This window comes from Algoriphagus sp. NF, assembly GCF_028823735.1.
Taxonomy (GTDB): domain Bacteria; phylum Bacteroidota; class Bacteroidia; order Cytophagales; family Cyclobacteriaceae; genus Algoriphagus; species Algoriphagus marincola.
Genome location: NZ_JAPEIB010000004.1, coordinates 22,731 through 49,676, shown reverse-complemented (window position 1 = coordinate 49,676; position 26,946 = coordinate 22,731). Strand labels below are relative to the sequence as shown.

20 protein-coding genes are annotated in these 26,946 nt (G+C 42.0%); 7 read left to right on the top strand and 13 right to left on the bottom strand.

What is annotated here, in order from left to right; all coding sequences use genetic code 11:
- The first annotated feature begins 8 nt into the window (after positions 1 to 8).
- The 4 genes from OU792_RS02745 to OU792_RS02730 all read left to right on the top strand — a co-directional run bounded on the left by OU792_RS02745 (position 9) and on the right by OU792_RS02730 (position 6,657).
- A complete protein-coding gene (locus OU792_RS02745) occupies positions 9 to 2,273 on the top strand; it encodes an aconitate hydratase (protein ID WP_133392018.1) in 2,265 nt (754 codons plus the stop codon).
- Between the two features lie 68 nt (positions 2,274 to 2,341).
- Positions 2,342 to 2,932: a hypothetical protein gene (locus OU792_RS02740; RefSeq protein WP_274669398.1), complete on the top strand. Its 591-nt coding sequence runs from the start codon at positions 2,342 to 2,344 to the stop codon at positions 2,930 to 2,932.
- Positions 2,932 to 3,615: a DUF2490 domain-containing protein gene (locus tag OU792_RS02735; protein ID WP_274669397.1), complete on the top strand. Its 684-nt coding sequence runs from the start codon at positions 2,932 to 2,934 to the stop codon at positions 3,613 to 3,615. The genes OU792_RS02740 and OU792_RS02735 overlap by 1 nt, the downstream gene beginning before the upstream one ends.
- A 129-nt stretch (positions 3,616 to 3,744) precedes the next feature.
- A complete protein-coding gene (locus OU792_RS02730) occupies positions 3,745 to 6,657 on the top strand; it encodes an ATP-binding protein (RefSeq protein ID WP_274669396.1) in 2,913 nt (970 codons plus the stop codon).
- Here OU792_RS02730 and OU792_RS02725 read toward each other — a convergent pair.
- From OU792_RS02725 to OU792_RS02690, 8 genes are all read right to left on the bottom strand, one after another.
- Positions 6,648 to 7,577, bottom strand: a complete 930-nt coding sequence (locus OU792_RS02725; protein ID WP_274669395.1) for a tetratricopeptide repeat protein — start codon at positions 7,575 to 7,577, stop codon at positions 6,648 to 6,650. The genes OU792_RS02730 and OU792_RS02725 overlap by 10 nt on opposite strands.
- Positions 7,558 to 8,661 (bottom strand): AI-2E family transporter, encoded by a 1,104-nt coding sequence (locus tag OU792_RS02720; RefSeq protein WP_274669394.1) that lies wholly within the window; start codon positions 8,659 to 8,661, stop codon positions 7,558 to 7,560. The genes OU792_RS02725 and OU792_RS02720 overlap by 20 nt, the downstream gene beginning before the upstream one ends.
- Positions 8,662 to 8,686: 25 nt before the next feature.
- Positions 8,687 to 10,717 (bottom strand): M3 family metallopeptidase, encoded by a 2,031-nt coding sequence (locus OU792_RS02715; RefSeq protein ID WP_274669393.1) that lies wholly within the window; start codon positions 10,715 to 10,717, stop codon positions 8,687 to 8,689.
- A gap of 23 nt (positions 10,718 to 10,740) precedes the next feature.
- Positions 10,741 to 12,114 (bottom strand): tetratricopeptide repeat-containing protein, encoded by a 1,374-nt coding sequence (locus OU792_RS02710; RefSeq protein ID WP_134202080.1) that lies wholly within the window; start codon positions 12,112 to 12,114, stop codon positions 10,741 to 10,743.
- Positions 12,115 to 12,212: 98 nt separating this feature from the next.
- Positions 12,213 to 14,630, bottom strand: coding sequence for a zinc-dependent metalloprotease (locus OU792_RS02705; protein ID WP_274669392.1), 2,418 nt, complete (start codon positions 14,628 to 14,630; stop codon positions 12,213 to 12,215).
- Between the two features lie 67 nt (positions 14,631 to 14,697).
- The gene (locus tag OU792_RS02700) at positions 14,698 to 16,803 is read right to left on the bottom strand and encodes a ComEA family DNA-binding protein (protein ID WP_274669391.1); all 2,106 of its coding nucleotides are present in this window, start codon (positions 16,801 to 16,803) and stop codon (positions 14,698 to 14,700) included.
- On the bottom strand, positions 16,791 to 17,609 hold the full coding sequence (locus OU792_RS02695; RefSeq protein ID WP_274669390.1) for a hypothetical protein: 819 nt from the start codon (positions 17,607 to 17,609) through the stop codon (positions 16,791 to 16,793). Before OU792_RS02695 ends, OU792_RS02700 begins: the two co-directional genes overlap by 13 nt.
- Positions 17,610 to 17,692: 83 nt before the next feature.
- Positions 17,693 to 19,102, bottom strand: coding sequence for a BamA/TamA family outer membrane protein (locus OU792_RS02690; RefSeq protein WP_026945914.1), 1,410 nt, complete (start codon positions 19,100 to 19,102; stop codon positions 17,693 to 17,695).
- A 91-nt stretch (positions 19,103 to 19,193) separates the two neighbouring features.
- Here OU792_RS02690 and yidD point away from each other — a divergent pair, with 91 nt between their 5' ends.
- Entirely contained in the window at positions 19,194 to 19,418 is a 225-nt protein-coding gene (gene yidD, locus OU792_RS02685) for a membrane protein insertion efficiency factor YidD (protein ID WP_026945913.1), read from the top strand.
- Here yidD and OU792_RS02680 read toward each other — a convergent pair.
- The 5 genes from OU792_RS02680 to OU792_RS02660 are packed head-to-tail and all read right to left on the bottom strand — an operon-like array spanning position 19,400 to position 24,633.
- Complete coding sequence (locus OU792_RS02680) at positions 19,400 to 20,521, bottom strand: prolipoprotein diacylglyceryl transferase (RefSeq protein WP_134202084.1); 1,122 nt, start codon at positions 20,519 to 20,521, stop codon at positions 19,400 to 19,402. The two genes, yidD and OU792_RS02680, sit on opposite strands and share 19 nt — an antisense overlap.
- Positions 20,522 to 20,527: 6 nt before the next feature.
- Positions 20,528 to 22,360, bottom strand: a complete 1,833-nt coding sequence (gene nadE / locus OU792_RS02675) for an NAD(+) synthase (protein WP_274669389.1) — start codon at positions 22,358 to 22,360, stop codon at positions 20,528 to 20,530.
- Positions 22,361 to 22,378: 18 nt separating this feature from the next.
- Positions 22,379 to 23,119, bottom strand: coding sequence for a ribonuclease III (gene rnc / locus OU792_RS02670; protein WP_274669388.1), 741 nt, complete (start codon positions 23,117 to 23,119; stop codon positions 22,379 to 22,381).
- Positions 23,120 to 23,126: 7 nt separating this feature from the next.
- The gene (gene fabF, locus OU792_RS02665; protein ID WP_026945909.1) at positions 23,127 to 24,377 is read right to left on the bottom strand and encodes a beta-ketoacyl-ACP synthase II; all 1,251 of its coding nucleotides are present in this window, start codon (positions 24,375 to 24,377) and stop codon (positions 23,127 to 23,129) included.
- A gap of 19 nt (positions 24,378 to 24,396) precedes the next feature.
- Positions 24,397 to 24,633: an acyl carrier protein gene (locus tag OU792_RS02660; protein WP_024282156.1), complete on the bottom strand. Its 237-nt coding sequence runs from the start codon at positions 24,631 to 24,633 to the stop codon at positions 24,397 to 24,399.
- A gap of 318 nt (positions 24,634 to 24,951) precedes the next feature.
- Here OU792_RS02660 and OU792_RS02655 point away from each other — a divergent pair, with 318 nt between their 5' ends.
- On the top strand, positions 24,952 to 25,380 hold the full coding sequence (locus tag OU792_RS02655; RefSeq protein ID WP_026945908.1) for an IPExxxVDY family protein: 429 nt from the start codon (positions 24,952 to 24,954) through the stop codon (positions 25,378 to 25,380).
- A 2-nt stretch (positions 25,381 to 25,382) separates the two neighbouring features.
- Complete coding sequence (pyk, locus tag OU792_RS02650; RefSeq protein ID WP_274669387.1) at positions 25,383 to 26,807, top strand: pyruvate kinase; 1,425 nt, start codon at positions 25,383 to 25,385, stop codon at positions 26,805 to 26,807.
- Positions 26,808 to 26,946: the final 139 nt, after the last annotated feature.

Here is a 26,946-nt window from a genome sequence, read left to right as displayed (position 1 = left end):
CCAATTAAATGGCTTTTGATATTGAAATGATCAAAGAGGTATATGCCCGGTATCCGGAGCGTATTGCTGCAGCTCGTAAGGCTGTAGGGAAACCCTTGACTTTGACTGAAAAAATCTTGTATTCTCACCTTTCTGACGGGCCTGCCACGGCAGCCTACGAGCGGGGAAAATCGTATGTGGATTTTCAGCCCGATCGAGTAGCTATGCAGGATGCCACTGCGCAGATGGCCCTTTTGCAATTTATGCAAGCTGGTAAAGACCAGGTAGCTGTACCATCTACAGTTCACTGTGACCACCTGATTCAGGCGGAAGTAGGCGCAGCGAAAGATCTTCAGAAAGCAAACGACAAAAACAAAGAGGTTTATGATTTTTTGGCCTCTGTATCCAATAAGTATGGAATTGGTTTTTGGAAGCCAGGAGCCGGTATTATTCACCAGGTGGTTTTAGAAAATTATGCCTTCCCAGGAGGTATGATGATCGGAACAGATTCTCACACACCTAATGCTGGTGGTCTAGGTATGGTCGCGATCGGTGTAGGTGGTGCAGACGCTTGTGACGTGATGGCTGGCTTACCTTGGGAACTGAAATTTCCAAAATTGATCGGTGTGAAGCTGACCGGAAAAATGTCAGGTTGGACTTCAGCAAAAGACGTAATCCTTAAGGTTGCTGGGATTCTTACCGTAAAAGGAGGAACTGGAGCGATTGTAGAATATTTTGGTGAAGGAGCCCGCTCTCTTTCTGCTACGGGTAAAGGAACCATCTGTAATATGGGTGCTGAAATCGGTGCCACCACTTCCATTTTCGGCTATGATGAAAAATCTGCTGCTTACCTTTCCGGTACAGGCAGATCAGATATCGCTGAATTGGCCAATGGTATCGCCGAGCACTTGACAGGTGATGATGAGGTATATGCAAACCCTGAGCAATACTTTGATCAAGTGATCGAAATCAACCTTTCAGAGCTTGAGCCTCATGTCAATGGACCATTCACACCAGATTTGGCTTGGCCACTTTCTAAGTTTGCTGCTGCAGTTAAGGAAAACAACTGGCCGGCTAAACTAGAGGTCGGTTTGATCGGGTCTTGTACCAATTCTTCCTACGAGGATATTTCCAGAGCGGCGTCTTTGGCGCAGCAAGCTGTGGACAAGAAATTGGTCGCTAAATCCGAATTTACTATTACGCCTGGTTCAGAGCAGGTGAGATATACGGTAGAGCGAGATGGATTTTTGGGCACCTTCGGTAAAATGGGAGGGGTAGTCCTTGCAAATGCCTGTGGACCTTGTATCGGTCAGTGGGCACGTCATGGAGCTGAAAAGCAAGAAAAGAACTCCATTATTACTTCCTTCAATAGAAACTTTGCGAAGCGTGCTGACGGTAATCCTAATACGCATGCCTTCGTAGCCTCGCCAGAAGTCGTGACGGCTTTGGCCATTGCCGGGGATTTGACTTTCAACCCAATGACTGATTCCTTGATCAATGAAGAGGGGAAAGAAGTAAGACTAGATGAGCCAAGAGGTTTGGAAATGCCTACCAAAGGATTTGCAGTAGAAGATGCTGGATACCAAGCTCCTGCGGAAGATGGTTCTCAAGTTGATGTAATTGTCGATCCAAAATCTGACAGACTACAACTATTGGAGTCATTCCCTGCCTGGGAAGGTACTGATTTGAAAGGCCTCAAATTGCTTATAAAAGCAAAAGGTAAGTGTACTACAGATCATATTTCCATGGCAGGTCCTTGGCTGCGATTCCGAGGTCACTTGGATAATATATCCAATAATATGTTGATCGGAGCTGTAAATGCCTACAACGACGAGACCAACAAAGTTAAGAATCAAATCACGGGTGAATATGGAGAGGTACCAGCTACCCAACGGCACTACAAGGAAGAGGGTATTGGTACTGTAGTAGTTGGTGATGAAAACTATGGAGAGGGTTCTTCTAGAGAGCATGCAGCTATGGAGCCTAGATTCTTGGGAGTTAGAGCCATTTTGGTAAAATCATTTGCCAGAATCCATGAAACCAACCTTAAGAAGCAAGGAATGCTTGCCTTGACTTTTGATGATCCAGCTGATTATGACAAAGTTCAGGAAGATGATACTATTGATATCTTAGGCTTGACCGAGTTTGCACCAAATAAACCGCTTACGGTGGTCCTTACTCATGCTGATGGAACTAAGGATGAGTTCCTTGTAAATCATACTTACAATGAAGGTCAGATTGAATGGTTTAAGGCAGGTTCTGCTTTAAATTTGATCAAGGCAGGAATACTTTAAGCTTAAAAACCTTATAAAAAATTAACCGTTGCCAATCTTTGGTGACGGTTTTTTTTATTTTAGAAAAAATGATGAATCCAATCTTAAGAATAGTACTCTTCGGCCTTTTTACCCTTGGCCTCAATCAAGTTTCTTTTGCTCAAAAGAAAATCGAACAAGAGAAAGGCGTCAAAAAAAAGGATGTTCCTTCGGCTGCTGTTGATTGGCTGAACGATGCCTTTGAAGGGAAAAAGAAAGTGAAATGGTATGAGGAGTTTTCAAATGAAGGCAGAGCTTATGAGGGAAAGTTTTGGTGGGAAAAACGATTCCATAGCGTAAAATTTGATACCCTGGGAGCAATTGTAGACGTAGAGATTGAAATACCCTTTGAGGAGCTAGAAGAGTCTATTCGGGCTAGTATTAGAGATTATTTACAGTCTGAGTTTGAAGATTATAAAATCAATCGCCTACAAATTCAATATTCAGGTGAAAGCGATGATTTGGAAGATTTTTTTGATGAAGACGAAAATGAAGGAATTGTCATCAGGTATGAATTAGAATACACCGGAAAGCTAAAAGGGGAGATTAGTAAGTTTTGGGAAGGGCTTTTTGATCACAGTGGCACATTTATCTCGCAGCAAGAAGTAGAAGTTAGGATAATGGATAATTTGATTTTTTGATGCGAAAATTAGTATTGATTTCCTTGATGCTGGGTTTTGTAAATCTGTCAAAGGCCCAAGAACATGTGTTTTTTACTGGATTTTTCCCTGAGTTTGCGGCTACGAAAAGTCTTAAAAATGGACAAAAGCTAAACTTCAAAGTAGAAAATCAGGAAATAATTTTCAGAAATCTGGATGAGGAGTCTGAGCGCTGGCAGTTTAGACACTATCGAACTGATTTGATGTCTTTTTACAGTTGGTCACTCAGTCCAGTCAGCAGTGTCGCTGGTGGTATTTTTTATCGATTCCAAGATGGAGCAAATGCTTTTCGTGTGGTTCAGCAATTTGCTCTTCTAGACAGAAATAGGACCTTTCGTATTGCTCATCGATTCAGAACTGACCAAACTTTTACGGATGGAGAAGCTACAGAATTTAGACTTCGCTACCGCTTAGCTGTTGATATTCCACTTCAGGGGGAAGATTTGGACCCAGGTGAATACTACTTGGTTTTGTCAAACGAACCGATTTTTTCACTCCAAGGAGGAGATTTTGATATCGAAAACCGCTTGGTCACCACAATAGGAAAGCTAATTTCCAAACAGCAAAAACTGGAATATAGCATTGATTACCGGACAGACGGATTCTTTCGGGATGGCTTTCGAACTCGCTTATGGGCAAAAATCGGATATTTTGTAAATTTTTAGAAAAATATTTGATTTGAAAAGTAAAAAATTTGCTATGAAATGCAAATTGCTGTATGTTTACGGCTCGATCAGGCTTTTAATCACCCAAATCAAGAAAATTTAGCCTTAAAGTCGTCCATCCTGTCAAAAATGAAAGAAAAAGGGATCAACAGCACGTTCAAAAAGCTCATCTTTGAGTCATCAGAGATGGTGTTTTTGGCTGATGATACCTATCCTTATAGTATTTTCTACTCCAATGAATCCTTTGAAGAATCTATCGGGTCTAGCCTGAATGAAAAAAGCCTTATAGGATTGGGCTTAGATATTAGCAATTATATTTTCAAAGAGGAGCTTCAGCTAGTTCATGACGGTCGTGAGTTTTCTTTTCGGCTGGAGCTTCCGCAGGATGCAGGGACAAATTATTTCCTTTTCTACAAAGGCAAGGAATTGAGGGCAAAAGGCCTTCCTTCAGGTCCTGAGATTCAGCAATTTTTCAAACGTCAACTGGATTTATTGGCTGCCGGAAAGCATGACTATTTGACCTATCTCAATCCTGCTGTGCTTCCTGTACTTGGTTACCATGCCGAGGAATTATTGCAGGGAGATCTTTGCCACCTGATTCATCCAGATGATCTGACAAGGGTTAGAAAGATTTGGAAAAAGGGGAAAGCGCAGCAAATGGAAACCTTTTTCCATGCCAAGATCAAAGGAAAAGATGGGCAATTCAGATATTTGGAATTCTCTGTTCAGTTTTCTGAGAATAACTTCAATTTGATAGCTCGGGATGTCTCGGAAAGCTTGGCTGAGAAGGAAGCCATCAAAAAGGAACTGGAGCTTCAGCAAAAGGCGGCTATCTACGGACCAGCTATTGCCTTTCAATTTGATGCTACTGAACACAAGATTGACTGGGATAAAAAAAGCCTCTCAAAATTTGGGGTTTCTTCCAAAAAGGATCGAAAGTCGCTCTTGGAGAAGATCAAGTCTATTTCCGAGGAAAGTATCAATATCGATCAGGTAGAAAAGAAATTTGCTTGGGGGCAGCGATTTTTTAGTCTTTTGATGAATAAAGAGGAAGGGGCAGATGAAAAGGATCTTTGGGTTGGCGCCTTGATTGACGAAACTTCCCAAAAGCTTCTTGAAGACGAAAAGGAATTATTCAAAAGCTTCCTCGAACTTTCAGCCGAGCCCATTTTGGTTGTAAAGGGAGACGGAGAGTTTTATTTCCAAAATCAGATTTTTTCAAACCTACTTCATACTGAAGATTTGGAGATTAAGAGTTTGGATGACCTCTGTCAAGTTTTTGAAGAAAGTAGTCTTTTGCAATCTTGGCTTGCCTCTCATCAGGATGGCAATGAAATCAAACCATGGCTTGGAGAAGCGAGCTTTCCAAACGGTAAATCTGTAGTTTTGGAATTATCCTGTAAGCTGCATCAGACAGCTAAGGATTCCTATCGGATATATTCGTTCAAAGATGTTACTGAGAAGAGTTCCCTTGAGAAAACGCTGGAGGAGAGTAGCAATTTCTTGATCAACTTGACCGAGCAAGTGCCTGGCGGGCTATACCAGTTGGTTTTGGATCAGAATGGTAAAATGAATTTCTCATTCCTATCAAAGGGAATTTCATCTGTTCTTGGAATATCCGAGTCAGAAATCGAAGAATTCAACGATATCACCTCAGCCCTTACCAAGGTACACACGAAAGACATTCCAAACTTGGTCATGAGTACTGTGGCATCTGCGCGTAAGCTGGAGCCTTGGCAGTGTCAATTCCGAGTTAGAGATGAGAAGGAACCAAGCGGATTCAGATGGGTCATGGGAGCAGCCCGTCCTCAGGTTTTGGAAAATGGAGATATGGTTTGGTACGGCTACCTGACTGACATAAGCAATCAAAAAGAGTTTGAGTCCAAATTGGATGATGCCCGTCAAACTGCTGAAAAGGCGAGTCAAATCAAGTCAGACTTCTTATCCATGATTAGTCACGAGCTTCGCACTCCTTTGAACGCCATTTCGGGATCTGTCTATTCGTTGAAACAAGAGAATCCAACTGATTCCCAGTTGAACACGCTTCAGACAATCAGTTTTGCAGTGGATAACTTGATCATCATGATCAATGATCTACTCGATTTCCAAAAAATAGAGGCAGGTAAATTATCCATAGAAAATGCTCCTTTCCATCTCTCGGAAACTATTAACCAAGTCTTGAAAGGACTTGCTTTCCACGCTAGAGATAGTAAGAATCAATTGAATCTCGATATAGATCCGAATCTCAATGTGATTGTAAAGAGCGATAAAACCCGTCTTTCTCAAATTCTAAATAACCTGATTACCAATGCCTTGAAGTTTACTCATGAAGGTCAGGTAGATGTAAGAGCTAAATTCTTGGGACAAAAAGGAGATCGAATCAAGATCCATTTTGAGGTGCAGGATACAGGAGTAGGAATTGCAAAAGAGCATCAGGAAAGAATTTTTGACGATTTTGATCAAGTCAAGCCTAGTTTCAATTCAAAATATGGAGGCACAGGCCTTGGGCTATCTATAACCCGAAGACTTTTGAAACTCATGGGATCAAACATTTCCCTGGAGTCCGAAGTAGGAAAAGGATCTGTCTTCTATTTTGATATGGAATTTGAACTTGATCAAGATCAAACTCCCAAAGGAGTAATCCTTAATGGATTTAACCGTGATTTTTCTACGCTGCATCTTTTGATGGCGGAGGATAATGACGTCAATGCACTAGTCTTGGGCAAAATCATTAAGAAGTGGGGCTACACCTACGATCGAGTACCAAATGGAAGCTTGGCAGTGGATGCAGTTCAGTCTAAAAATTACGATTGTATTTTGATGGATATTCAAATGCCGGTCATGGATGGGTTTGAAGCTACTGAGCGCATCAAGGCTATAAAAGATATCCCGATTATAGCCCTTACAGCCGCAGCAAAGCTTGAAATCATGGAGCGAATTGAATCCAGCGGATTTGATGGATTTGTAGCGAAGCCGATTGATGCAGCAGAACTATTGAAGGCAATCAAAGAGGTGGTTTCTGCAAAAAGCCATCAATTCTGAGCTTTTAGATAATATTCCTCTAATAATTCCATTTCTGGATAGTCTTTGTACAGAGGGTCTAGAAGTTGCCTCGCCGAAATAATATCTTCTTTCAAAACGTAATAAATACCCTTATTGCGAATAGCAAATGGGTTGTCCTCCTTCATTTTCAAACTTCTGTTGATAAATTCTATTCCTTCCTCCAGATCTCCCAAATACAAGAGATAAAGACCTTTATTATTATAAAAATAAGGCTGGGAGGTATTCAATGAAATAGCTTTCTCCACGTCCTCAAGAGCTTCTTGGTACTTGCCTTTTTCAAAGGCAATCAACGATTTGACGTTATGAAGATTAGGCTCCAAGGGATTGATTTCTTGTGCTTTATCCAGCAGTGAATCAGCTTTTGAAAAGTCTTTTTGGTAGTAAAAAATTGTAGCCTGATTCACGAGCAGGTCGCTATTTTCAGGGTTTAGTTCTAAGGCTTTCCCAAAGGAATCGATAGCCTTATCAAACTCACCGAGTTTTTCAAAAACCAATCCTCCCAAAAAGAATCCTTCCCAATTCTCTGCCTGATTCTCCTGCATCCAAAAGGCATCTTCTCGGGCTTTGTAAAATTCACCATTATCCAAGTAGGCTAGGCCTCTCTGAAAATAGGCTTGATCCTTTTTCTCTAGGTATCGAATGGCTTCAGAAAAATCCAATGTTGCTTCCTGAAATTGACCTAGCTGGATATGGGCCATAGCCTTATTGTACCAGGCGTCTCCATAAGAGGAGTCAATTGAAAGTGCTTCGGCATAAAACTGAATGGCAGATCGAGGGTCGTTTTCATCAAGTTTTTCATTTCCTTTTAGGAGAAAACGACCTTTCTTATCCTCGTCTGTATCACAGGAAACTGTGAATAGAAATCCTATCAGCAAAAAACTAATCTGCAGGTATCTCATCTTTTGGTTTGGGCTTTTCCTTTTTATCACTTTTATCTTCGCCCAACATAAATGCGAACGGCTTTGTTTCCTCACTCAGATCAAATATTTCTCTTAATATCGCCAAGGTAGGTATGACCAAGATCATTCCAGCTACTCCCCAGATGGTTCCGCCTATCAGAAGGCCCAAGAAAGTAATGAAGGCATTGAGATTGACATTCCCTCCGACGATTTTTGGGGTAAGGAAATTTCCCTCGATCACTTGGATAATCTGATAAATTACCAAAACAGCAATCGGGTAAAATAGACTGTCTTTGGTCAGGAATGAATAAACAATAGGAAGAAGTACTCCAAAGAAAGGGCCTACGTAAGGAATGATGTTAAGAATGGCGCCTAAAACTCCAAAAAATATAGCATGCTTAATCCCAAGAGCTGTGTAGGCAGATACGTTCATGATCGCCAAAATGATCATCACCTTCCCCACACCCACGATATAATGTTGGATGACTTTTCGAAGGCTTGTAATTCGCATTTTTACTAGCGTCGGGTCATGATCTCTATAGATCATTATCATCATTTGCGCTAGATGGTCTCGATAGAGAAGCAGAAAAAACATAAATACAGGAATCAATACAATTCCAGACAAGGAACCTACCGTTTTCAAGGCAAAATTTGAAATGCTTGAACTATGCTCATCCAAGACATTCTTGATGTATTCAAAGTCTGCCTTTTCCTGGATGGCATAATCCATTCCAAGTGTGGACTTTGTCCATTCATCTATCTCACTGGCATAGTTGGAGATTTTTCCTGATACATTATCAAAATCATTGGAGAAGGCTGCTACATTTCCAATGATGAAGTACAAAAGTCCTCCTACTACAAGTGTCATCAATAAAAGGGAAACAAAGGAGGATAATGTTCGTGGGACTTTTTTTGACTCCAGCCAATTACTGACTGGAGTGAAGAGAATGGCAAAAAAACCTCCCATAAACAGCGGCACTAAAATGCTCTTTCCGACGATTAGAAAGAAAACTGTCACAATGATGAAAATCATCACTAAAAGTGCCTTTACGTAGGCTGGAACCCAGATTCCTCTTTTCTTCATATTTATGTTGCTTAGGTTTTGCTATTTAAATCAGACCTGCCCTTTTCAATAAGGCATCTGCTTTGGGTTCCCTTCCCCTAAATCGCTGATATAGTTTGGAAGGGTGCTCTGTACCACCTGCTGAAAGGATATTTTTAGCGAAGGATTCAGCTGTCTCAGGGTCGAAGACTCCTTTTTCCAAAAACAACTCAAAAGCATCCGCATCCAGCACTTCTGCCCATTTGTAACTGTAATAGCCAGCTGAATAGCCACCTTGGAAAATATGGGAAAAAGCCGTGCTCATGAGTGTATTTGGTACTTTTGGTAGCAAGTCCGTCTTTTCCATTACATGCTTTTCAAAGCTTGCTATATCTTCGATTTTGGATGGATCCTGATGATGGTATGCCATATCCAATAGTCCAAAACTGATCTGACGAACTGTCTGATAGCCTTGTTGGAAGTTTGCAGCTTTTTTGATTCGATCGATTAATTCTTGTGGGATTTTTTCTCCGGTTTCAAAGTGAACTGCAAATAGGTCTAAGCATTCTTTTTCGTAGCACCAGTTTTCAAAAATCTGGGATGGTAATTCTACAAAATCCCAATAGACGCTCGTGCCTGACAGCGAAGAGTAATTACTATTTGCCAGCATGCCATGCAGCGCATGTCCAAACTCATGAAATAAAGTCGTTACCTCATTGAAGGTCAGGAGACTAGGTTTGGTTTTGGTTGGTTTGGTAAAGTTGCAGACAATGGAAACATGGGGTCTGTGATCTTTTCCTTCTAATTGATATTGGCCCTTGTAACTAGTCATCCAAGCGCCATTGCGCTTTCCAGCCCGAGGGAAAAAGTCCGCGTAAAATACAGCTAGATGCTTTCCATCTCGATCTTTGACCTCATAGGCTGTCACATCTGAATGGTAAACAGGAATGTCCTTATTTGGTGTAAACTGAATCCCGTATAGCTTTCCGGCTGTTTGGAATACTCCATCTACGACCTTCTCTAATTGAAAATAGGGGCGTAGTAGCTCATCATCCAACTCATATTTTTCTTTTTTGAGCATCTCGGAGTAGTAGGCAAAGTCCCATCGTTCCAGTCTTTCGATTCCGTCCAGTTTTTTGGCAAAAGCCGCAACTTCAGACACATCTTCTTTTGCTTTCGGCTTTGCTTTTTCTAGCAAGTTTTCCAGAAACTCCAATACCTCTTTTGGAGTTTTTGCCATCCGCTCTTCCAGTACGAAATAGGCATGTGATTGATATCCAAGTAGTTTGGCTCGTTCATAGCGAAGTTGGAGGATATCTTTGATCACCGATTTGTTATCCAATTCATCGCCTTTAGAAGATTTGGTGTTGTAGGCGATGAAAAGTTCTTTACGCAATTCACGGTTTTTCAAATAAGTCAGGGCCGGGACATAAGAAGGATAATCCAGCGTAAATGCCCATTGTCCTGCTTTTCCCTTTTCTTCAGCAGTCTGTGCTGCAGCCTCTTTGATACTTTCCGGAAGTCCCTCTACCTCGGATTCATTTTCTACAAATCGTACATACCGATTGGTCTCAGCTAGCACGTGCTCTCCGAATTTCAGAGAAAGCTGAGCCAGTTCCTGATCGATTTTGCGAAGCTTTTGAGAGTCTTCCTCATTGAGATTTGCTCCATTTCTCACGAAAGATTTATAAGTCTTTGACAAAAGCGTCTCTTGTTCCGGGCTTAAGTTAAGCTGCTCTTTTTGAGAGTGAACTTGCTCAACTCGTTCGAAGAGTTCTTTATCCAAAAGAATATCATTGGAATGCTCTGTCAAAAGTGGGGAAATCTCCCTCGCAAGCTTTTGGATCTCCTCATTGGTTTCTGCAGAATTCAGATTGAAAAATATTCCTGCAATCACTCCAAGCTTTTCCCCAGCCCGGTCCAAAGCTTCAATAGTATTTTCAAAAGTTGGTAAAGGGGAAGCTTTGATAGCTTTTACTTCATCCTTAGCAAGTTCGATTGACTTTTGGATAGCGGGCAGGAAGTGTTCTGTCTTGATTTGGTTAAATGGTGCTGTTTCAAAAGGTGCTTCAAATTTGTCCAATAAAGGATTATTCATATTCATCGAGTCTTTTTTATAGATTAATCAGGAGCTTCCCATTTGGGTTCAAGTAAATGCCCCACTTTTTTCAATTCGACTGCTAATTTATCCATTTGTTGATGAAAGCTGTCAACTTGCCAGGGATGATGTGGGATTTTTTCAGCTTCCGCTAAAGCAATGCGGTAGGTTTCGAAATCCCCCAAGCCATAACTAGCCTCTGCTTTATTGACCTGAATCCAATATTTCTCTGCTTGATAGTATTCTTTGAGTTCTTGGCCGTCCTTATTCCCATTTTGCATGCGTTGGAGATCTCCTGCTTCTTTTTGATTGATTATCGGCCAATCTCGTTCGCAGAGAAATAGGACTCGCTGCCAGGTCCTCCGCGCAAAAACCAAATCTGCAATCCTTTCTTGATCATTTTCTGCAATACTCGAAGTAGCTCTATAGAGAAGTGTCAGAGCGAGATTTACCCCGTTGTATCGGTTATTGAGCAGATAATAACTCCGCTGATAGTACAAAATCGAATTTTCCAAATGCTGATTTCCTTCCCCCACCTCATATAACTTTTTCTCAACTGCCCCAGCCAGAGAGACTGTTTCGGCGTCATTCGTATGGGCCAAATTGATGGAATTCAATAAGGCTAGCGACTGATGCAGGGATGAAACGGTATCGGGAAGGGCTGCCTTGTAAGTACAAAATGCCAATCGATGGATGATGTAACTATCGTTTTTATCTCCTGAAAGAGTTCTTACGGTCTCAAAAAGCTGCTTTGCCTTTGCAAACTCTTTCACCTCGATTGCATCTTCTGCCTCCTGAATCAGCAAGGAAGTAGCCACTCCCAGATTTTCAGATGCCTTTTGTGGAGTTTCTGCGGCTTTGGCTCGGCCAATTGCAGCATCTATTTGCTCCTGCACCTTGGGAGGTACCAATGAGTTTAAGAAAGTATAGACAGGGCTGTCGGTCTTCTTTTTCCCTAATACCGTATCTATAAGCTTACCCAGTGCTTCTCTAAAGCGATGGACTTCTTCAAAATCGATGGCATCACCTAAATGCTGATAGCTAGAAATGGAAAGGTGATTAAGATTAAATGGATTGACAAACTTATCTTCGGAAATGACAATCGTGGTAAACGGCCTCAAGGCATGGCGTACTCCTAATTCGTAGAGTGCGTTTGGATTGGCTGTCGAAAGATCCGCGATGACTAGATCCGCCTCCAGCAGTTCCTGATACATTTTCACATCGATATTGCCCGAATGAGGGATCTCATCAGCTCGGAAACAATCAAGACCCCTAGATTCAACCACGGGTTTGACCAAGAGGCGATAGGATTTATCCAGGTTGAGCTTTCTGCCATTGACGTAGTCGGTCTTGATCCCAAAGCCCATCACTACAAAACATCTTTTCTTTTGTGGCATAGATTAAAAATGAATGTAACTATCTGAAATATAAATTTTTATTATGATTTTCTTTTATAGAAATAAAAAATCCCGAATTTCTCCGGGATCTTTATGATTCAATATTCAAAGTCACAACTCATACTTTCCATCCCAATTGGGGCGCCATCTGGAATTTTGAGGGCTTCTGGCGAGGATATTTCCTGTGGAAGCTCGAGGAAGCTTTCAATCTTATCCGAAAGGTAATCGCGATGCATGGCAAGCATTCCATTTGGTCCGCCCATTTTGGAGATTTCTTTTAATTCTGCTCTCACTATGGCTCTAACTGAATTGGAGGCATCCGAATTTTTGGAAAGTGCGATTAAATAATCTACATATTTTGCTTCGGTCATCATTTTGATTTCCTGCTGTAAATCCACGCGGTTAGTATTGGAAAACAGCTGAGCAGTCACTTTATTCAAAACAGATTCGAGACTCGGAAGATCAGCATTTTGCATAGCTTGCAAGTGTAGGCGATTGGCTCTACCGCTTTCCAAAAGGAAGGTGAAAACCGCATCTGTCACGCTCTCTCCCGGAGCGATAGGATCGAAGACTGGGCCTGTACGGGAGACAAAAGTTTCTCTATTTCTGCCAAATCCATAAGGTCTCGGTGGGATCAAAGCCAATATATGTTCTGGCACTTCCAATTCACGCGGACTGATTGTGCGAAGTAGGGCATCAAGAGCTTCTTCTTGTTGAGATGCTGGAATCCAGCTGTGGTCAGGCTGATTGTCTCCCTTGATTTTATAGGTATAGTCTAAGCCACCAATCAATTTGCTTGTCGCCTCCACTTGATAGCGATGCATGAGGAATAAGGGAACGAGCACTTCTTCCAGCATAGCATGTGGTGTACCTTCTGGGATGGCATTCAATCCAAATGAAGCTAGTTTGTTTTTTCTAAGATCTAACATCCTGTTTAGTTCTTCTGCTGCCGAAGCACCATTGTCCCACAGATGGGAGCGGGGATGGGCTCCACTTGGGTCTCTGGAATCAGAATCTGTGATAAACTCATATCCTGCAGCGTAGGTATCTTCTAAGGTTTTTTCCAAAAACTCTTCCTCACTTTGTCCTTGAGCTGGAGTTCCATAGCCGTATTTGATCGCCCACTTATCCCATTCGCCAATTTTGTCATCATAAGCTTGGGAAAGATCAAGTTCTCCATTGGATGCTTGAGTAATGTAGGGATGAGGATAATCCATCACCGAGGATCGACCTTCTGCGGATGTAGCATAGCTATGAGCCAGACCAATGGTATGTCCGATTTCATGGGCTGAAAGCTGGCGCAATCTTGCCAAAGCCATTTCTAACATTCTCGGATCTGCTGGTTTTCCGTCTTCAAATGGTTGCAAAAGACCTTGAGCAATCAGGTAGTCTTGGCGTACTCTCAAAGAACCCAAAGAAACCTGTCCTTTGATGATCTCTCCTGTTCGAGGGTCTCTGACACTACTTCCGTAGGACCAGCCTCGGGTGGAGCGATGCACCCACTGTATGACATTGTACCGTACATCCATCAGGTCCATTCCTTCAGGAGCCATTTCAACCCGGAAGGCATTCTTGAATCCTGCAGCTTCAAAAGCCTGACTCCACCAGTTTCCACCTTCGATCAAGGCTGAAGCTACAGGCTCGGGCGTTCCTCTATCCAAGTAATATACTATTGGCTCTACCACTTCTGAAACAGCTGCATTAGGGTCTTTCTTTTCCAAGCGATGTCTGCTTATGAATCGCTTCATGATTGGATCAGAGATTGGGGTCGTGAAATCCATGTAGCTGATAGAGAAAAATCCACCTCTTGGATCAAATTCTCGAGGTTGGTATTGATCATCAGGAAGTTTGATGAAAGAATGTCGCTGCCTCACGCTCACTGCATCTGGACTAGGTGTGACGGATCGAATCAATCCACCTGTAGCATTTCCTGTGAGGGTGATGGTCGCTTCTACTTCAGTATTCTCAGGGAAATTTTTGATCATATCAAAGTAAAGACCTGACCGCGAATTATCAACTCGGTAAGTTCCTTGTCGTCTTTGGCTCAGTCTATCTCCAACTCCATGGACATCCTGCATGTAGAAGTTGGTGGCATCTACGATGAGGCTTTCTCCGTCTTTTTGGCTGATTTCAAATCCCCATAAAATTGATTCTGCAAAAGCATCTTGAATCGATTTGACCTCATAGGGATTGTCCGAATAGGCTCTGAAATCATAGTTTTTGTGGACCAGGAAAACCTTGTTGCCCGATCGTCGGAATTCTACAATTCTCGTGTTTCCAAGTTGGCCGCGATCGAGTCCGATGTCATTGGACCCTACACCTGCCGTGAGTGAATTGACATAGAGAAACTCTTCTTCAAGGTCCTCGATTTGGAGATAAATTTTACCTTTCTCCCGATCGAGATAGAAGTCTACAAATCCTTCATTCTTTTCAAACTTGCTAAGATCCAGCCCTTGCGAATAGGTCAAGGAAATACTGAACAGCAAGCTGAAAGTTGTTAGTAATATTTTGTTCATAAGGTTTGATGGTCTTTTATGGAAAATTATCAAAAATGAAGGGACAATGCCTACCATTGATGGAAATTTAGCGATTTAAATAGTATCGAAGCAAAAGTGTGGTCTCAGTTTGTCGGCTGCCTTGAATTTCCTGTAGTCCAGAACTGATTTTTTCCCGATCAGTAAATGTAGTTCGGGCAAATCGAAAATATAGCCGAAGTTTTCTGCTCAAATCATACTCACCCAAAAGGTAATAGCGCTGTCCCTGTCCTGAAAATGCAGGAATGGAAAAGGTCCAAAGCACATGGTTTTCAAAAGCGTAAATTCTGCTGTCGAAGTCATCTGTATCAAAAAGTGCATAGCGACCGGTGATTTTCCATTTTTCTCTAGCAAATCTCAAATCTTGGATAATCATAAATCCATTGCTTGAATTACTGCCAAAATCAACTCCTGTCCACCAAATCCTGCTTCGTGTAAATAGATTTTTGGTCAGTTGAACATCCAAGTTCAAAAGGCCTGTTCGTCTTCGTATGGCTTGACTGCGGTAGGGGGTAGCCGGCTCATTCAAATCTGGAAGGTTTCGATCTTTTTGCTCTTCTCTGAATTGAACAAACGCATTCAAGGTACGGGATGGACGATAACTCAATCTAGTCAGCCATTCATAGCCAGTTGAGGGGTTGTATAACCTGAATCTTAGCCAAGGAAATCTGAAAAAATCATAGTAGGCATTTAGCTTCCAATTCTTGTCAGGACGCACTTCCAAGCCCATATAGACTCCCCGCTCATTGATAGGGCGGGTACTTTCTGCAAAAGCATTCCCATAAAAGCTATGGAAGTTTTTCCCGTAATTTCTCCATAGTAGGGAAAAGTCAACTTTCGGACTAAGACTGGAAATCATTCCAATCACGGTCCCATTTCCTCCGGAAGCTGAAAGGGCACTTTCTCCAAAAAAGAGAAAGTTTTTCCAATTATAATTGAAATAAAAACTTCCCAATTGATTATCTCTTCCTCTAAATTCAAATTGATTGTAGCGCCGCTGTTGGGGTATCCAGCTTCTATTAAAAGCAGTGTGGAGAAAAGTAGCACCAAGCTGTGCTCTAGAAACTGGCTTGTATTGTATAGCACCTCCTAAACTGAGTTCACGGAATTGATTTTTGGTGGCTAGTTCGGAGGGAGTACGATGAAGCCCACTTTGATTGAATGAGCTAATTAAGCTACTGGTGTCTTCAAGGCTGTCAAGAGCTTCTCTAGTACGACCATCACGAGGAGCGTAGGATGCCAAAGCAGTAAATTCCCATTTTCGATGCTCATAGGTCGCGGCAGCACCTCGAAAGAATCCAAATTCCAATGCGGCTGTGTAAGGGAGGATTCCCACACTACTACGCCTGACAGTAGGCACTGTTTCAGCACCTTTGCCTAACGTGTATCCTGCACCATAGACCAAACCCTGACCAAATGAAGCTTGAAAATCTCCCAATGCCAGGGTTTTCCACTTGCCAACTTTATAGCGATGAAAATGGAAGGAAAAAAAATTGAAGCCGTATCGACGGGTTGTTGGATCCCAAGTGAATTGCTCGCCAGCATCCTTATCTAAGGTAAATCCAAGACTAAAATCCCTCGCATGCTGAATCCGAAACCTCAGGTATAAGTCATTTGGATCACCCAAATACCGGGAAGAAATACGTCCTGTACTGCTCGTGTCCGCTGGACTAAAGCCTCTCCTTTGCTCCCAGACCCTTCTGTGTCTAAAAATGAAATAGGCTTGTTCTTCTTCAGATAATCGCTGCCAAAAACCCTTTGTTCGTTGATTTTTTTCCTCCAAAGTCACAAATGGAAGTAAACGCTCAATAGTGGCAAGATCAAATTCAGGAATTGCCTGAAGTTCATACAGGGAAATCAGATCGCCATGTTGGTCACGGTATTTAAAGAAGCTCTCGATCTGATTTGGATTCAGGAGATAACTCGCCTGCAAGCTTTCATAATCCGCCCGATTCAGATTGATCGGGTTGAGGTAGAGTTGGAGTAGGACTTCATAAATGCTTTCATAGTCAATATCATCTTCAGGAATGGGGAAAAGACGTTCGATGAGATCTTCAGGGTTGATTTCAGGTTTTGGAGGTGTTTGGGCAAATGCAATTTGACCTAAAAGGAATAGAATTAACGCCGATAGTCCGATTTTCCTCAGTCGTTCCATCGGTAGAAAAGGCTAAGGTGATGTGTGTTTCCCAGAGCTGATTGATTGCCATAGGAATAGTCAAAACCGTAAGATTCTTTTTGAATTCCAAATCCAGCATAAATCTTAGCCGGCTGAGAATTTACACCAGTTCGAAGGATTACCCACTCTTTCAGGCGATATTCGATTCCAGCCTTTACGATGGGATCTTGAAGGATATCCTTTTCAAACTCCAGTAAAAGACTGAGAGACTCAGAAGGTAGGTAATTAAGTCCCAATTGCACCGAGGTAGGCAGTCTGCTTTCGCTTTCTGGGCTGATCTTTCCACGATTGATATTGCTGATATGCGCTCCTAGGAAAAGGGACGGACTCAGCTCTGTCACGCCTCCAATGCTGACCACCAATCCTCCCGCACTTCCAAATCCCTCGATTTGCGTTTGCGCCCATTCCAGCTTTATTCCAAAGCTGCTGATCCCAAGCGTATTTGAATATCCTACACCCAGAGTTTGATGATTGAGCAGAGGCCCACCAAAACGGCTAATTCCTGCGCCAAAAGTTCCCCAAGTATTCCGAAAACTTCCAGCTAGACTAAAGGTGGAAAGTTCCTTGAGGTTGTATCGATGGTCAGAGCCAACCACGATTCCGGTATAGCTTGTCCTGTCCAATGCTCCGATATTATTGAAGTAAGACCAAGTGTCCGGGAGGTGAACTCGCATATTTCCCAAGGCTACCATTCGGGCACCATGAGTTTGGGTCAGAGGGTCGTTTTGTGCAAAAGCAAATTGAATAATCCCCCAGGTCAAAATAAAAGTCAGGACCTTTTTCATCGGAGTCAATTAAAAGTCTCCTTTGAATTTAGGTTAAAAAATAAATAACTACAAATACTTGTAATTGCTTCCTCCTCAGAGTCTTAGAAAGGGGCTTTGATATTTAGGAAAAGATTTCCCTGTCCAGAATTGTTGAGTGAATATTCCAGTCTGAAAACAGCATCATAAAATCCCACCAAGTCAATTCCTAAGCCATATCCATAGAGATATTGATTGGTCAGTCGTGCGTTTTCAGGGATTTGGTTTCTATCCTTCACATAGCCATGGTCGAAGTTGGCACTGAGGTAAAAGCGAAATGGAATCGTGCTGAATTGCTCAAGGGGCATGATGTTCGAAATATCGATCGCCCAATCGAGGAATTTCCAACGGAATGAGTTTTTGTGAACATACAGTTGCTGTCCTTCGATGACATTCAGTTCATAGCCTCGAATGAAGTTCGGGTTATACCCCACACCTCGTACAAGTGTATAAGGCTGATTTGGACTCAAAAACCAGTTAGCTGTTAGTCCTGTGGCAAAATGAAACTTGTCATTGATGGGCAAATACTTATTCGCCGTAATGCTAACTTCTATCTCATCAATATCATCAGTATTGAAAATTCCATACTTGGTTGCTGTTGCTTGAAGCAATTCTCCTTTGGTAGCATAAGCAGCAAGGTCACGATTATCATGACGGAAGGTATAACTCATATAGAGATATCGGAGCGAGTTCTCACCGTGTAGAAAGTAGTTGGGATTTTCTGTTAAAACGTCCTCATCCACTGTATTGGATGAATAGCCCAGTGTCAAAAAATGAAAATTATAGAATGTTCGCCGATAGGTGTATTGAACAGCGGCCGTTAGACTTTTCCGAAGAATGTCTTCCGTTTCATTGGTGAAAAAGACCTGACGGTTATCTGCCGATCGAATGGCCAAAGTCTTTTGCTCAAAGAATGTGATCTGGGTAGCTAGCCCGTGTTTTTGATTCTTATCGATGTAAGGTTTGCTATACCGCAGGTCCAACGCTCGGGTAAACCCAAGTTGACCGCTAAATCTCAGCTTTTCATTTCTACCTCCCACATTTCCATGTGAGACCCGAAGACCATAATTTACTCTGGAAAGGTCCCGGTTTTGATTAGTCCACCACTCCGAGAAGTTACGGTCCGCCAATTGAAAAATGATGGAAGGAATAATATACCAACGCTCCTTTACCCGAATCAGGATTTCTACCTGATCATCTTCCGTGAAGAGCGGCGTAATCTCCACAGAGGTGAAAAGCCGAAGGTTGTAGATTTTATTTTGGTCAGCTTGTAGGATTTCTAGAAAAGTATCCCAATCGTAATAGTATCCACTAGCAAAGTCAAGCTCCCGAAGAATGATATTCTTTTGCGTTTTTTCATTCCCGATGATGAATATATTGTTCACATAAACACTGTCAGGTGGACTTTGCCTCGCAGGGGCTAAGCTAGTATCCTGTGCACATAGTTCATGGCTCCAGCCTAAGGCTAGCAGCATAAAAATGAAAATATGTACAAAAGGATTTTTCACCGGGAATTTTCAATCAATAGTTTTGGTTTTCAAATCAATCAGACCAATAAGACAACTCATGTGGAAAAACCTTGTTAGAAAGATCGCCATTTTTCCGGTATTGGTCTATCAGTATACGATATCGCCACTTTTTCCTTCCTCCTGTCGGTATACCCCCACTTGTAGTCAATATACGAAAGAAGCTATCCTCAAGCATGGACCTTTGAAAGGTGGATGGCTAGGAATCAAGCGAATTTCCCGCTGTCACCCTTGGGGTGGTCAGGGTCATGATCCAGTTCCCTGATCTTTGAGGGGCTTGAGTCCGTTTTTCAAGGCTCTGATAATCAGGAATATCCCTCCAAGTACCAATGGAATACTCAGGAGCTGACCCATATTGTATTGAAGCCCCTCTTCGAATTCTACTTGGTTTTCTTTGAAAAACTCCCAAACGAAGCGCATCCCAAAGACAAGAACCAGGAAAAGCCCCAAAAGAAGTCCTTCCGGCACTTGTTCTTTATACTTCCACCAAATCCCTAAGAGTAGCAGGAATATGATGAAGTAAGTCACTGATTCATAGATTTGCGTCGGATGTTTGGCTTTACCGAAGGTTTTGACAATTGCGATAAAGCTGTCTCTATTTTCCTCAAGTGTCAAATTGAGGGGTGTTTCAAGAGGTTCTGCAAAATACTTTTTGGAGCTATTAAACTGCGTGAGGGCATACTTCACATCGCTTTGCAGTGTGTTTTCTAAAGTCTCTTTGCTGAAATCACCTTTACTGATTTCGATTCTCACATTTACCGGGACAATGCCATTTCCGCTGAGTTCTTCACTACGGTCATCTGGTTTGTAAGCATCGATCGAAACAATGGGTACTCGCAAGGATTCCAATATTTCTTCCAAATCACGGGCATAGACGATTCCTTGGTCACTTTCCATGTCCTTTCCACCGATTTCGGAATTCATCAAATTTCCCAAACGGATGAGCGCTCCCGTCATGGCTGTAACGATGACTATCCGGTCCACTACCCAGAGGTAGCTTTGCCCTGGCGTTTTGCGCGCATACATCCAAAGCGCAATCAGAATGGCTATGGCTGCTCCATGAGAAGCAAGTCCACCTTCCCAAACTTTCAAAATATCAATCGGATTGCTCAAATACCTGGCTGGCTCATAGAACAAAACATGTCCTAGCCGGGCACCGATAATAGTTGCCAACACCATGTAGATGGTCAGTTTATCGACCAATTCCTCCTTATGTCCTTCTTTTCTGAAAAAGTAGACCATAAACTGTTGGGAAATAATAAAGCCAAGGGCAAAAAGAAGACTATACCATCTTAGTCGATCAAATCCGGGGATTACAGCCGGGTTTGGATCCCAGACGATGTAATTTAAAAACTGTGTCAAATTCATGGGATATTAAGCTTTTTCCAATTGTGCGAGTTCTTCTGAGAATCCTTGGGAAAGGATAGGGAATCGGTACCAAGTTTTAGGGTCAACATTGAATTGATCCAAATGAAAGGAAGGAGCGAGTCTTTCCCGCTTCCACTGATTCCTTGCCCAAAGTTGAAAGAATTTTTTTACATAACCTTTCAATTCTTCTGGATTCAGATCCAGTTCTTCTTTTAAGAGCCAATAAATGTCCATAGGGGATCGTCTATCCCGAATCGCTAGTTTTTCAATTTCCACAATCAGCGAATAGGGCATCAGGTCCTTCTCATCCGTTTGTCTTCGTTCACTTGGTCGAAGTTCGGCAGTAGGCTGAAGGGAGTTGACTTTTTTAAGTCCCGGCCTATTGAGGTTTTTCTCTGCCCATCTTAACCAATGGAGGACGAAATATTTATCTACAGCTGCAATGGGCGAAATACTACCACTCGTATCTCCATCCATTGTCGTATAGCCTACATCGCCTTCCGAACGGTTGGAAGTAGCTAAAAGCAGTGCATTGTTGATATTAGCTAGCATCCAAATAATCGGAGAACGTGCTCGTGCCTGAATGTTTTGCAAGGTAATATCATCCTTTTCCCAAGTCAGCTTCCTTCCCAAGGCATTTTCGATTTTGGTGGTGTAGGACGAAACCTCCTCATCAATAGTCCAGTGGTAAAACTTAGCCCCAAGACTTTCAGCCAAGGATTGAGCGCTTTCAAAAGTGTCCTTGGATGAATTGGAAGTACCTTGGTAAGCCGTGGTTAGAAGTTCATTTACAAGCAGTTTTTCAGGATCTGCTGAAAAATTTTCCCACTCTCTTAAGCCAATTTTTTGACAGAATGCTTGTAATCCCAGCTCTTCAAGACCTCTGCGCACCATTTCAGCAACCAATACGGCAATAGTCGAGGAATCTGCTCCACCGGAAAGTGAAAGTACAAATCCTTTGCTTTTACTTTTTCTTAGGTAATCAAAAAGACCCAGAGCAGAAGCTTGAGCAAACTCCCACTCCTTGGGATGAATTTCTGCAATTTCTTGCTCCTCATCCTGGTAGTCGAAGGTCATGACCTGATAGTCTTGAAATGAAAGAAGTTGATTTCGAAAAAGAATTTTTCCCGACTTAGCGAAAAGCGCCTCTCCATCAAAAATCATCCTTCCTGACTCATTTCCAAGGAGATTCACATAGGCATAGAAGCAGTCAAAAATCTTCGAGCTCTCTTCGATTAATTGCTTGCGCTCAAGGGTTTTACCCATGGCAAAGTGACTGGCACTGGGACTGATGATCAAATCTACTTTTCGATCACAAAGTCTATAGCCTGGTCTTTCTTTTCCTCTCCAGGCATCTTCACAGATCTCAAATCCGTAATGAATTCCTTCCTTTTCGAAGGTGATATCACCAAAGGGGATTTTCTCTCCAAAGAAACCAACTTCGATCTGTTCATTGGCTTTCCATGGAGTAAACCAGCGGAATTCATAGTGAACACCGTCGATTGCCATAAACTGCTTGGCAACAAAGCCTTTCAATTCACCATCTTCTAGCAAGGCCATGGTATTGTAGACCTTGTCTTGGATTCGGTAGGGGAGACCTACTGCGATCGTTACACCTTGGCTATGAGGTAGCAGCAATTGGACTTGGTCTAAAGCTTTTGCAGGGTACCAATAGCTGAGGAATAGATCCTCTGAGCCATAACCAGTAATACAGAGCTCAGGAAAAAAAATAAGTCTTGCACCTTCTTTCTTTGCTTGGTCGGTTGCAGCAATGATTCGCTGGAGATTTCCCGTCCAGTCTAGCGGTGTCTGATTGACTGTGGCAAGTGCTAATTTCATACTGATTGAAGGGGAATTCTAATGGGGGATTTTTAATTGTTCGCAGGCAATTTTGGAGGCCTCCTGTTCTGCTTTCTTTTTAGTAGGGCCTTTTCCAACGGCTATGTCTCGATTTTCTATTCTCAAAGCTACAACAAACTCTTTGTACCGCTGGTTGCCATTGATTTCAATTATCTTAAAATCCACTTCCTTATTTTCCTTTTGAGTCCACTCGATGATTTTTGATTTGTAATTGGAGGTGGTTGCGATCATCCCTTGGATATCAAAGTGAAGGAGGATGCGCTGCAGGATAAAATTCTTGGTGAAAGCATGACCCTTGTCCAAATAAATGGCTCCGATCATCGCTTCCAAAATATCCCCATAGAGAGATTTATTTGCAGTAAAGGGTCTATCCTCAATATACTCCCAGAGCATATTTTTGATACCGATTTTGATTCCGGTCTGGTTGAGGCTTTCTCGATTGACAAGCTTGGATCGAGTTTCGGTGAGGAATCCCTCATCCCGTAAGGGGTATTTTTGGAAAAGGTATTCGGCAATGACTGAACCGAGAACGGCATCACCTAAAAACTCTAAGCGCTCATTGCTTACTCGATAGCCTTGTGGGCTTTCTTCCCCCAAAGCCGCCGGAGTCAAGGCCAGCTGATAGAGGGAAATATTAAAAGGCTTGCCTCCAGTCATCATTTTGATGGAGGAGGCAAGCCTTTTGTCTTTTTTACTCAGAAATAAGTTTTGAATTCCCAGACGCTTCAGCAAATTCAACTGGTAATCAGTTTATTTTCTTAAAGATGACAGAACAATTGTGTCCGCCAAAACCGAAGGTATTACTCAAAGCGACATTTACATCACGCTTTTGAGCCTGATTAAATGTCAAATTAAGTTTGGGATCAAGGGTTTCATCATCCGTGAAATGGTTGATCGTCGGAGGAATAATCCCATGTTTGATAGCCATGATAGAGGCAATTGCTTCGATAGCTCCAGCAGCTCCCAATAAGTGACCAGTCATGGACTTGGTACTGGAGATATTGAGCTTGTAAGCGTGTTCTCCGAATACTTTTTGGATTGCTTTGGTTTCACTCACATCACCCAGCGGAGTGGAGGTTCCATGCACATTGATATAATCAATATCCGCAGGACTCAGATTGGCATCCTTCAATGCAGATTCCATCACCTCGCTAGCTCCTAATCCCTCAGGATGTGGAGCGGTAATATGATTTGCATCTGCTGACATTCCACCACCGACTAGCTCTGCATAGATTTTGGCACCTCTCGCTACTGCATGCTCATACTCTTCAAGAATAAGAGCTCCGGCACCTTCACCCAACACAAAACCATCTCTATCCTTATCAAAAGGTCTAGAAGCTGTTTCAGGTGAATCGTTTCTTTGCGACAATGCTTTCATCGCATTGAATCCACCGATTCCTGCTTCGGTTACAGCAGCTTCAGAGCCACCTGATATGAAAATATCAGCTTTGCCCATTCGGATGTAATTAAATGCATCGATTAGCGCATTAGTGGCAGAAGCACATGCCGAAACGGTGACGAAGTTAGGGCCTCTAAATCCATATTTGATGGAAATAAAACCTGCACTGATATCAGCAATCATCTTAGGAATAAAGAAAGGATTGAATCTAGGCGTTCCATCTCCTAAAGCGAAGCTAGTAACCTCGTCTTGGAATGTACGCAATCCACCGATTCCAGATCCCCAAATAACCCCTGCACGTGCTTTGTCAATTTTGTCCAAATCCAATCCTGAGTCAGCCATCGCCTCATCTACGGAGATCATGGCATACTGCGTGAAAGGATCCATTTTCCTTGCCTCTTTTCTGTCGATAAAATTATCTACATCGAGATTTTTGATTTCGCAGGCAAATTGGGTTTTGAAAAGTGATGCGTCGAATTTGGTAATAGGTGCAGCGCCACTTACGCCCGCTGTCAATCCCTTCCAAAATTCTTCGGAAGTATTGCCAATGGGAGTGATGGCGCCTATACCCGTTACTACAACTCGTTTCAAATTCATAAAATGAATGAAAGAATGATTATTTTACGTTAGCCTCAAGGTAAGAGACAGCTTGACCTACAGTGCCAATTTGCTCAGCTTGGTCGTCTGGAATAGAGATGTTGAATTCTTTTTCGAATTCCATGATCAGTTCTACAGTGTCAAGAGAGTCAGCTCCCAAATCATTGGTGAAGCTCGCTTCCATAGTCACTTCAGATTCTTCTACGCCAAGTTTGTCTACGATGATGGCTTTTACTTTTTGTGCAATTTCAGACATTTTGTGATCAGTTTAGTTAATAACACTCCGCAAAGAAATATATTTAAAAGCGAATAGGCAAAGAAAAGGTCTAAGTAAATTTTTTACCAACTTTGTTACTCAACACAGAAATTTAATTAAAATCTTCAAATTTCAGGGTCAATATTCCTAGTATTTGAGGATTTTTCAATCTTTGTCGAAGAAGCTAGCCTTTTGATTGGTTTGTTGTTAGCCCTTTTTTCAAGGGCTTATTTTCCCAAAAAAAATCTGAAAGAGGTGCTGCTTCATTTTTCGTCATTTTTTTATTTCTAACTTTGAGCTAAGTCTTGCCAAGCCTAAATGAAGAAAGTCAGATTAGAAATTGAGCATACCTATGATTTTGAGCTTTTGGGTATTGTATCTCCTGTCAAGGACTACAAAATGGCCTGGCTGATTAATCGTGCGCTCCAATTAGATCTGACGCGGGAGGATGATATCGAATTGGAGTTTTTGTCTGCTCCCAATCTGAAAATTAGCCAATATTTCCTTTCTTTACCTCATGGATTTATTCAGCTTCTGAAAAACAAGGCAATCACCTCAGAAAGAAATGTATCTTACTTAATCCCCGAACTAAGGACCATGGATTATTTTCTATTGGTACAAGATGAAACAGAGCTACTTGACGCTCAAATTTTTGTTTCCAATCTCCGGCAGATTCCTTATGTACAAAATGTCATGAAGCTTGATATCTCGAAATTAAAATCAAAAGAAAACCTATTAACCTATTAATAATGAATCAATTCAACAAGACTAAAATTCTTGCTACCATTGGACCTGCTTCCAATAATTATGAAACGATCAAAAGCTTAGCAGCTGCTGGGGCCAATGTATTTCGGCTTAACTTTTCCCACGGTAGTCATGCTATCCATAAAGAGGTAATTGAAATTATCCGAAGAATCAATAAAGAAGAAAATCTACACCTTGGTATTTTACAGGATCTTCAAGGTCCAAAAATCCGAGTGGGAGAAGTAGAGAATAACGGAGTTGAAATTGTTCCAGGGGATAAAATCACGATTACCAATGACCCTGTGGTGGGAAATGCTTCCTTGGTATCTACGGTTTATCAAAACCTGCCTAACGATGTGGTTTCTGGTGATCGTATTTTGATTGACGATGGTAATCTGGAGCTGATCGTAGAGGATACCGATGGTAAAAATGTAAACTGCACGGTAGTTCACGGTGGTATTTTAAAGTCCAGAAAGGGAATTAACCTACCCAATACGAAAGTGTCTGCCCCTTCTCTTACCGAAAAGGATCTGGAAGATTTAGTTTTTGGTTTGGAGCAAGAGGTAGATTGGATTGCGCTATCTTTTGTCAGATCAGCAGATGATATCACGGATTTGCGAGAGCGAATCCAAAAAGCAGGAAAAGTCTGCAGGATTGTGGCAAAAATCGAGAAACCGGAGGCTTTGGACAATATCGATGATATCATCGAAGCGACAGATGCCATCATGGTAGCTAGGGGAGACCTAGGGGTGGAAGTGCCTCAGGAAATCGTCCCTTTATGGCAAAAGAAAATGGTCGAGAAATGTAAGCTTGCTTGCAAGCCAGTCATCATCGCCACTCAGATGATGGAAAGTATGATCTCGAATCCACGACCTACCCGGGCAGAAACCAATGATGTGGCGAATGCGGTTCTTGATGGTGCAGATGCGGTGATGCTTTCTGCCGAAACAGCCTCAGGGAAATATCCTGTGAATGCTGTAAAGGCTATGTCTAGCATTATCAAGTATCTAGAAGATAACTCAGATATTTACCACAACCTCTACAAAATCCCAGAAAGTGCACCGACTTTCTTGAGCAATAACCTCATCCTGATGGCTTCCAGACTTTCAAGAAACGTCAAGGCAAAAGCTATCGTGGGGATTACTTCTTCAGGTTTTACAGCTTTCCGAATTTCATCTCATCGTCCAAAGGCAAGTATTTTTGTTTTCACCAGAAACCAAAAATTGATTACTCAAATGTCTTTGGTATGGGGAGTGCGGGCTTATTACTATGAGAATCAAATTTCCACAGACGCTACATTCGAAGATATCGAGAATACCCTGAAGCGTGATGACCATGTAAATTCTGGTGATATCATTATCAATACTGCCAGTATGCCACTCAAAGCCAAAGGCAAGACCAACATGCTCAAAATTCATATTGTGAATTAAGAAGTAGAGACTGATCTGAGTTTAAAACTGCATTTCAACCTCCAATTATTGGATTTAGAATTAAAAGCCCTCCGGGGCTTTTTTCAATTCAGGGTGAAAATCTTACAGTTCACAGTGAAAAATCTACAGTTCGCGATTA

Coding starts and splice junctions, on each gene's coding strand:
- OU792_RS02745 (WP_133392018.1), top strand. CDS start 9: ATGGCTTTTGATATTGAAATGATCAAAGAGGTATATGCCCGGTATCCG.
- OU792_RS02740 (WP_274669398.1), top strand. CDS start 2,342: ATGATGAATCCAATCTTAAGAATAGTACTCTTCGGCCTTTTTACCCTT.
- OU792_RS02735 (WP_274669397.1), top strand. CDS start 2,932: ATGCGAAAATTAGTATTGATTTCCTTGATGCTGGGTTTTGTAAATCTG.
- OU792_RS02730 (WP_274669396.1), top strand. CDS start 3,745: ATGAAAGAAAAAGGGATCAACAGCACGTTCAAAAAGCTCATCTTTGAG.
- OU792_RS02725 (WP_274669395.1), bottom strand. CDS start 7,577: ATGAGATACCTGCAGATTAGTTTTTTGCTGATAGGATTTCTATTCACA.
- OU792_RS02720 (WP_274669394.1), bottom strand. CDS start 8,661: ATGAAGAAAAGAGGAATCTGGGTTCCAGCCTACGTAAAGGCACTTTTA.
- OU792_RS02715 (WP_274669393.1), bottom strand. CDS start 10,717: ATGAATAATCCTTTATTGGACAAATTTGAAGCACCTTTTGAAACAGCA.
- OU792_RS02710 (WP_134202080.1), bottom strand. CDS start 12,114: ATGCCACAAAAGAAAAGATGTTTTGTAGTGATGGGCTTTGGGATCAAG.
- OU792_RS02705 (WP_274669392.1), bottom strand. CDS start 14,630: ATGAACAAAATATTACTAACAACTTTCAGCTTGCTGTTCAGTATTTCC.
- OU792_RS02700 (WP_274669391.1), bottom strand. CDS start 16,803: ATGGAACGACTGAGGAAAATCGGACTATCGGCGTTAATTCTATTCCTT.
- OU792_RS02695 (WP_274669390.1), bottom strand. CDS start 17,609: ATGAAAAAGGTCCTGACTTTTATTTTGACCTGGGGGATTATTCAATTT.
- OU792_RS02690 (WP_026945914.1), bottom strand. CDS start 19,102: ATGCTGCTAGCCTTAGGCTGGAGCCATGAACTATGTGCACAGGATACT.
- yidD (WP_026945913.1), top strand. CDS start 19,194: ATGTGGAAAAACCTTGTTAGAAAGATCGCCATTTTTCCGGTATTGGTC.
- OU792_RS02680 (WP_134202084.1), bottom strand. CDS start 20,521: ATGAATTTGACACAGTTTTTAAATTACATCGTCTGGGATCCAAACCCG.
- nadE (WP_274669389.1), bottom strand. CDS start 22,360: ATGAAATTAGCACTTGCCACAGTCAATCAGACACCGCTAGACTGGACG.
- fabF (WP_026945909.1), bottom strand. CDS start 24,377: ATGAATTTGAAACGAGTTGTAGTAACGGGTATAGGCGCCATCACTCCC.
- OU792_RS02660 (WP_024282156.1), bottom strand. CDS start 24,633: ATGTCTGAAATTGCACAAAAAGTAAAAGCCATCATCGTAGACAAACTT.
- OU792_RS02655 (WP_026945908.1), top strand. CDS start 24,952: ATGAAGAAAGTCAGATTAGAAATTGAGCATACCTATGATTTTGAGCTT.
- pyk (WP_274669387.1), top strand. CDS start 25,383: ATGAATCAATTCAACAAGACTAAAATTCTTGCTACCATTGGACCTGCT.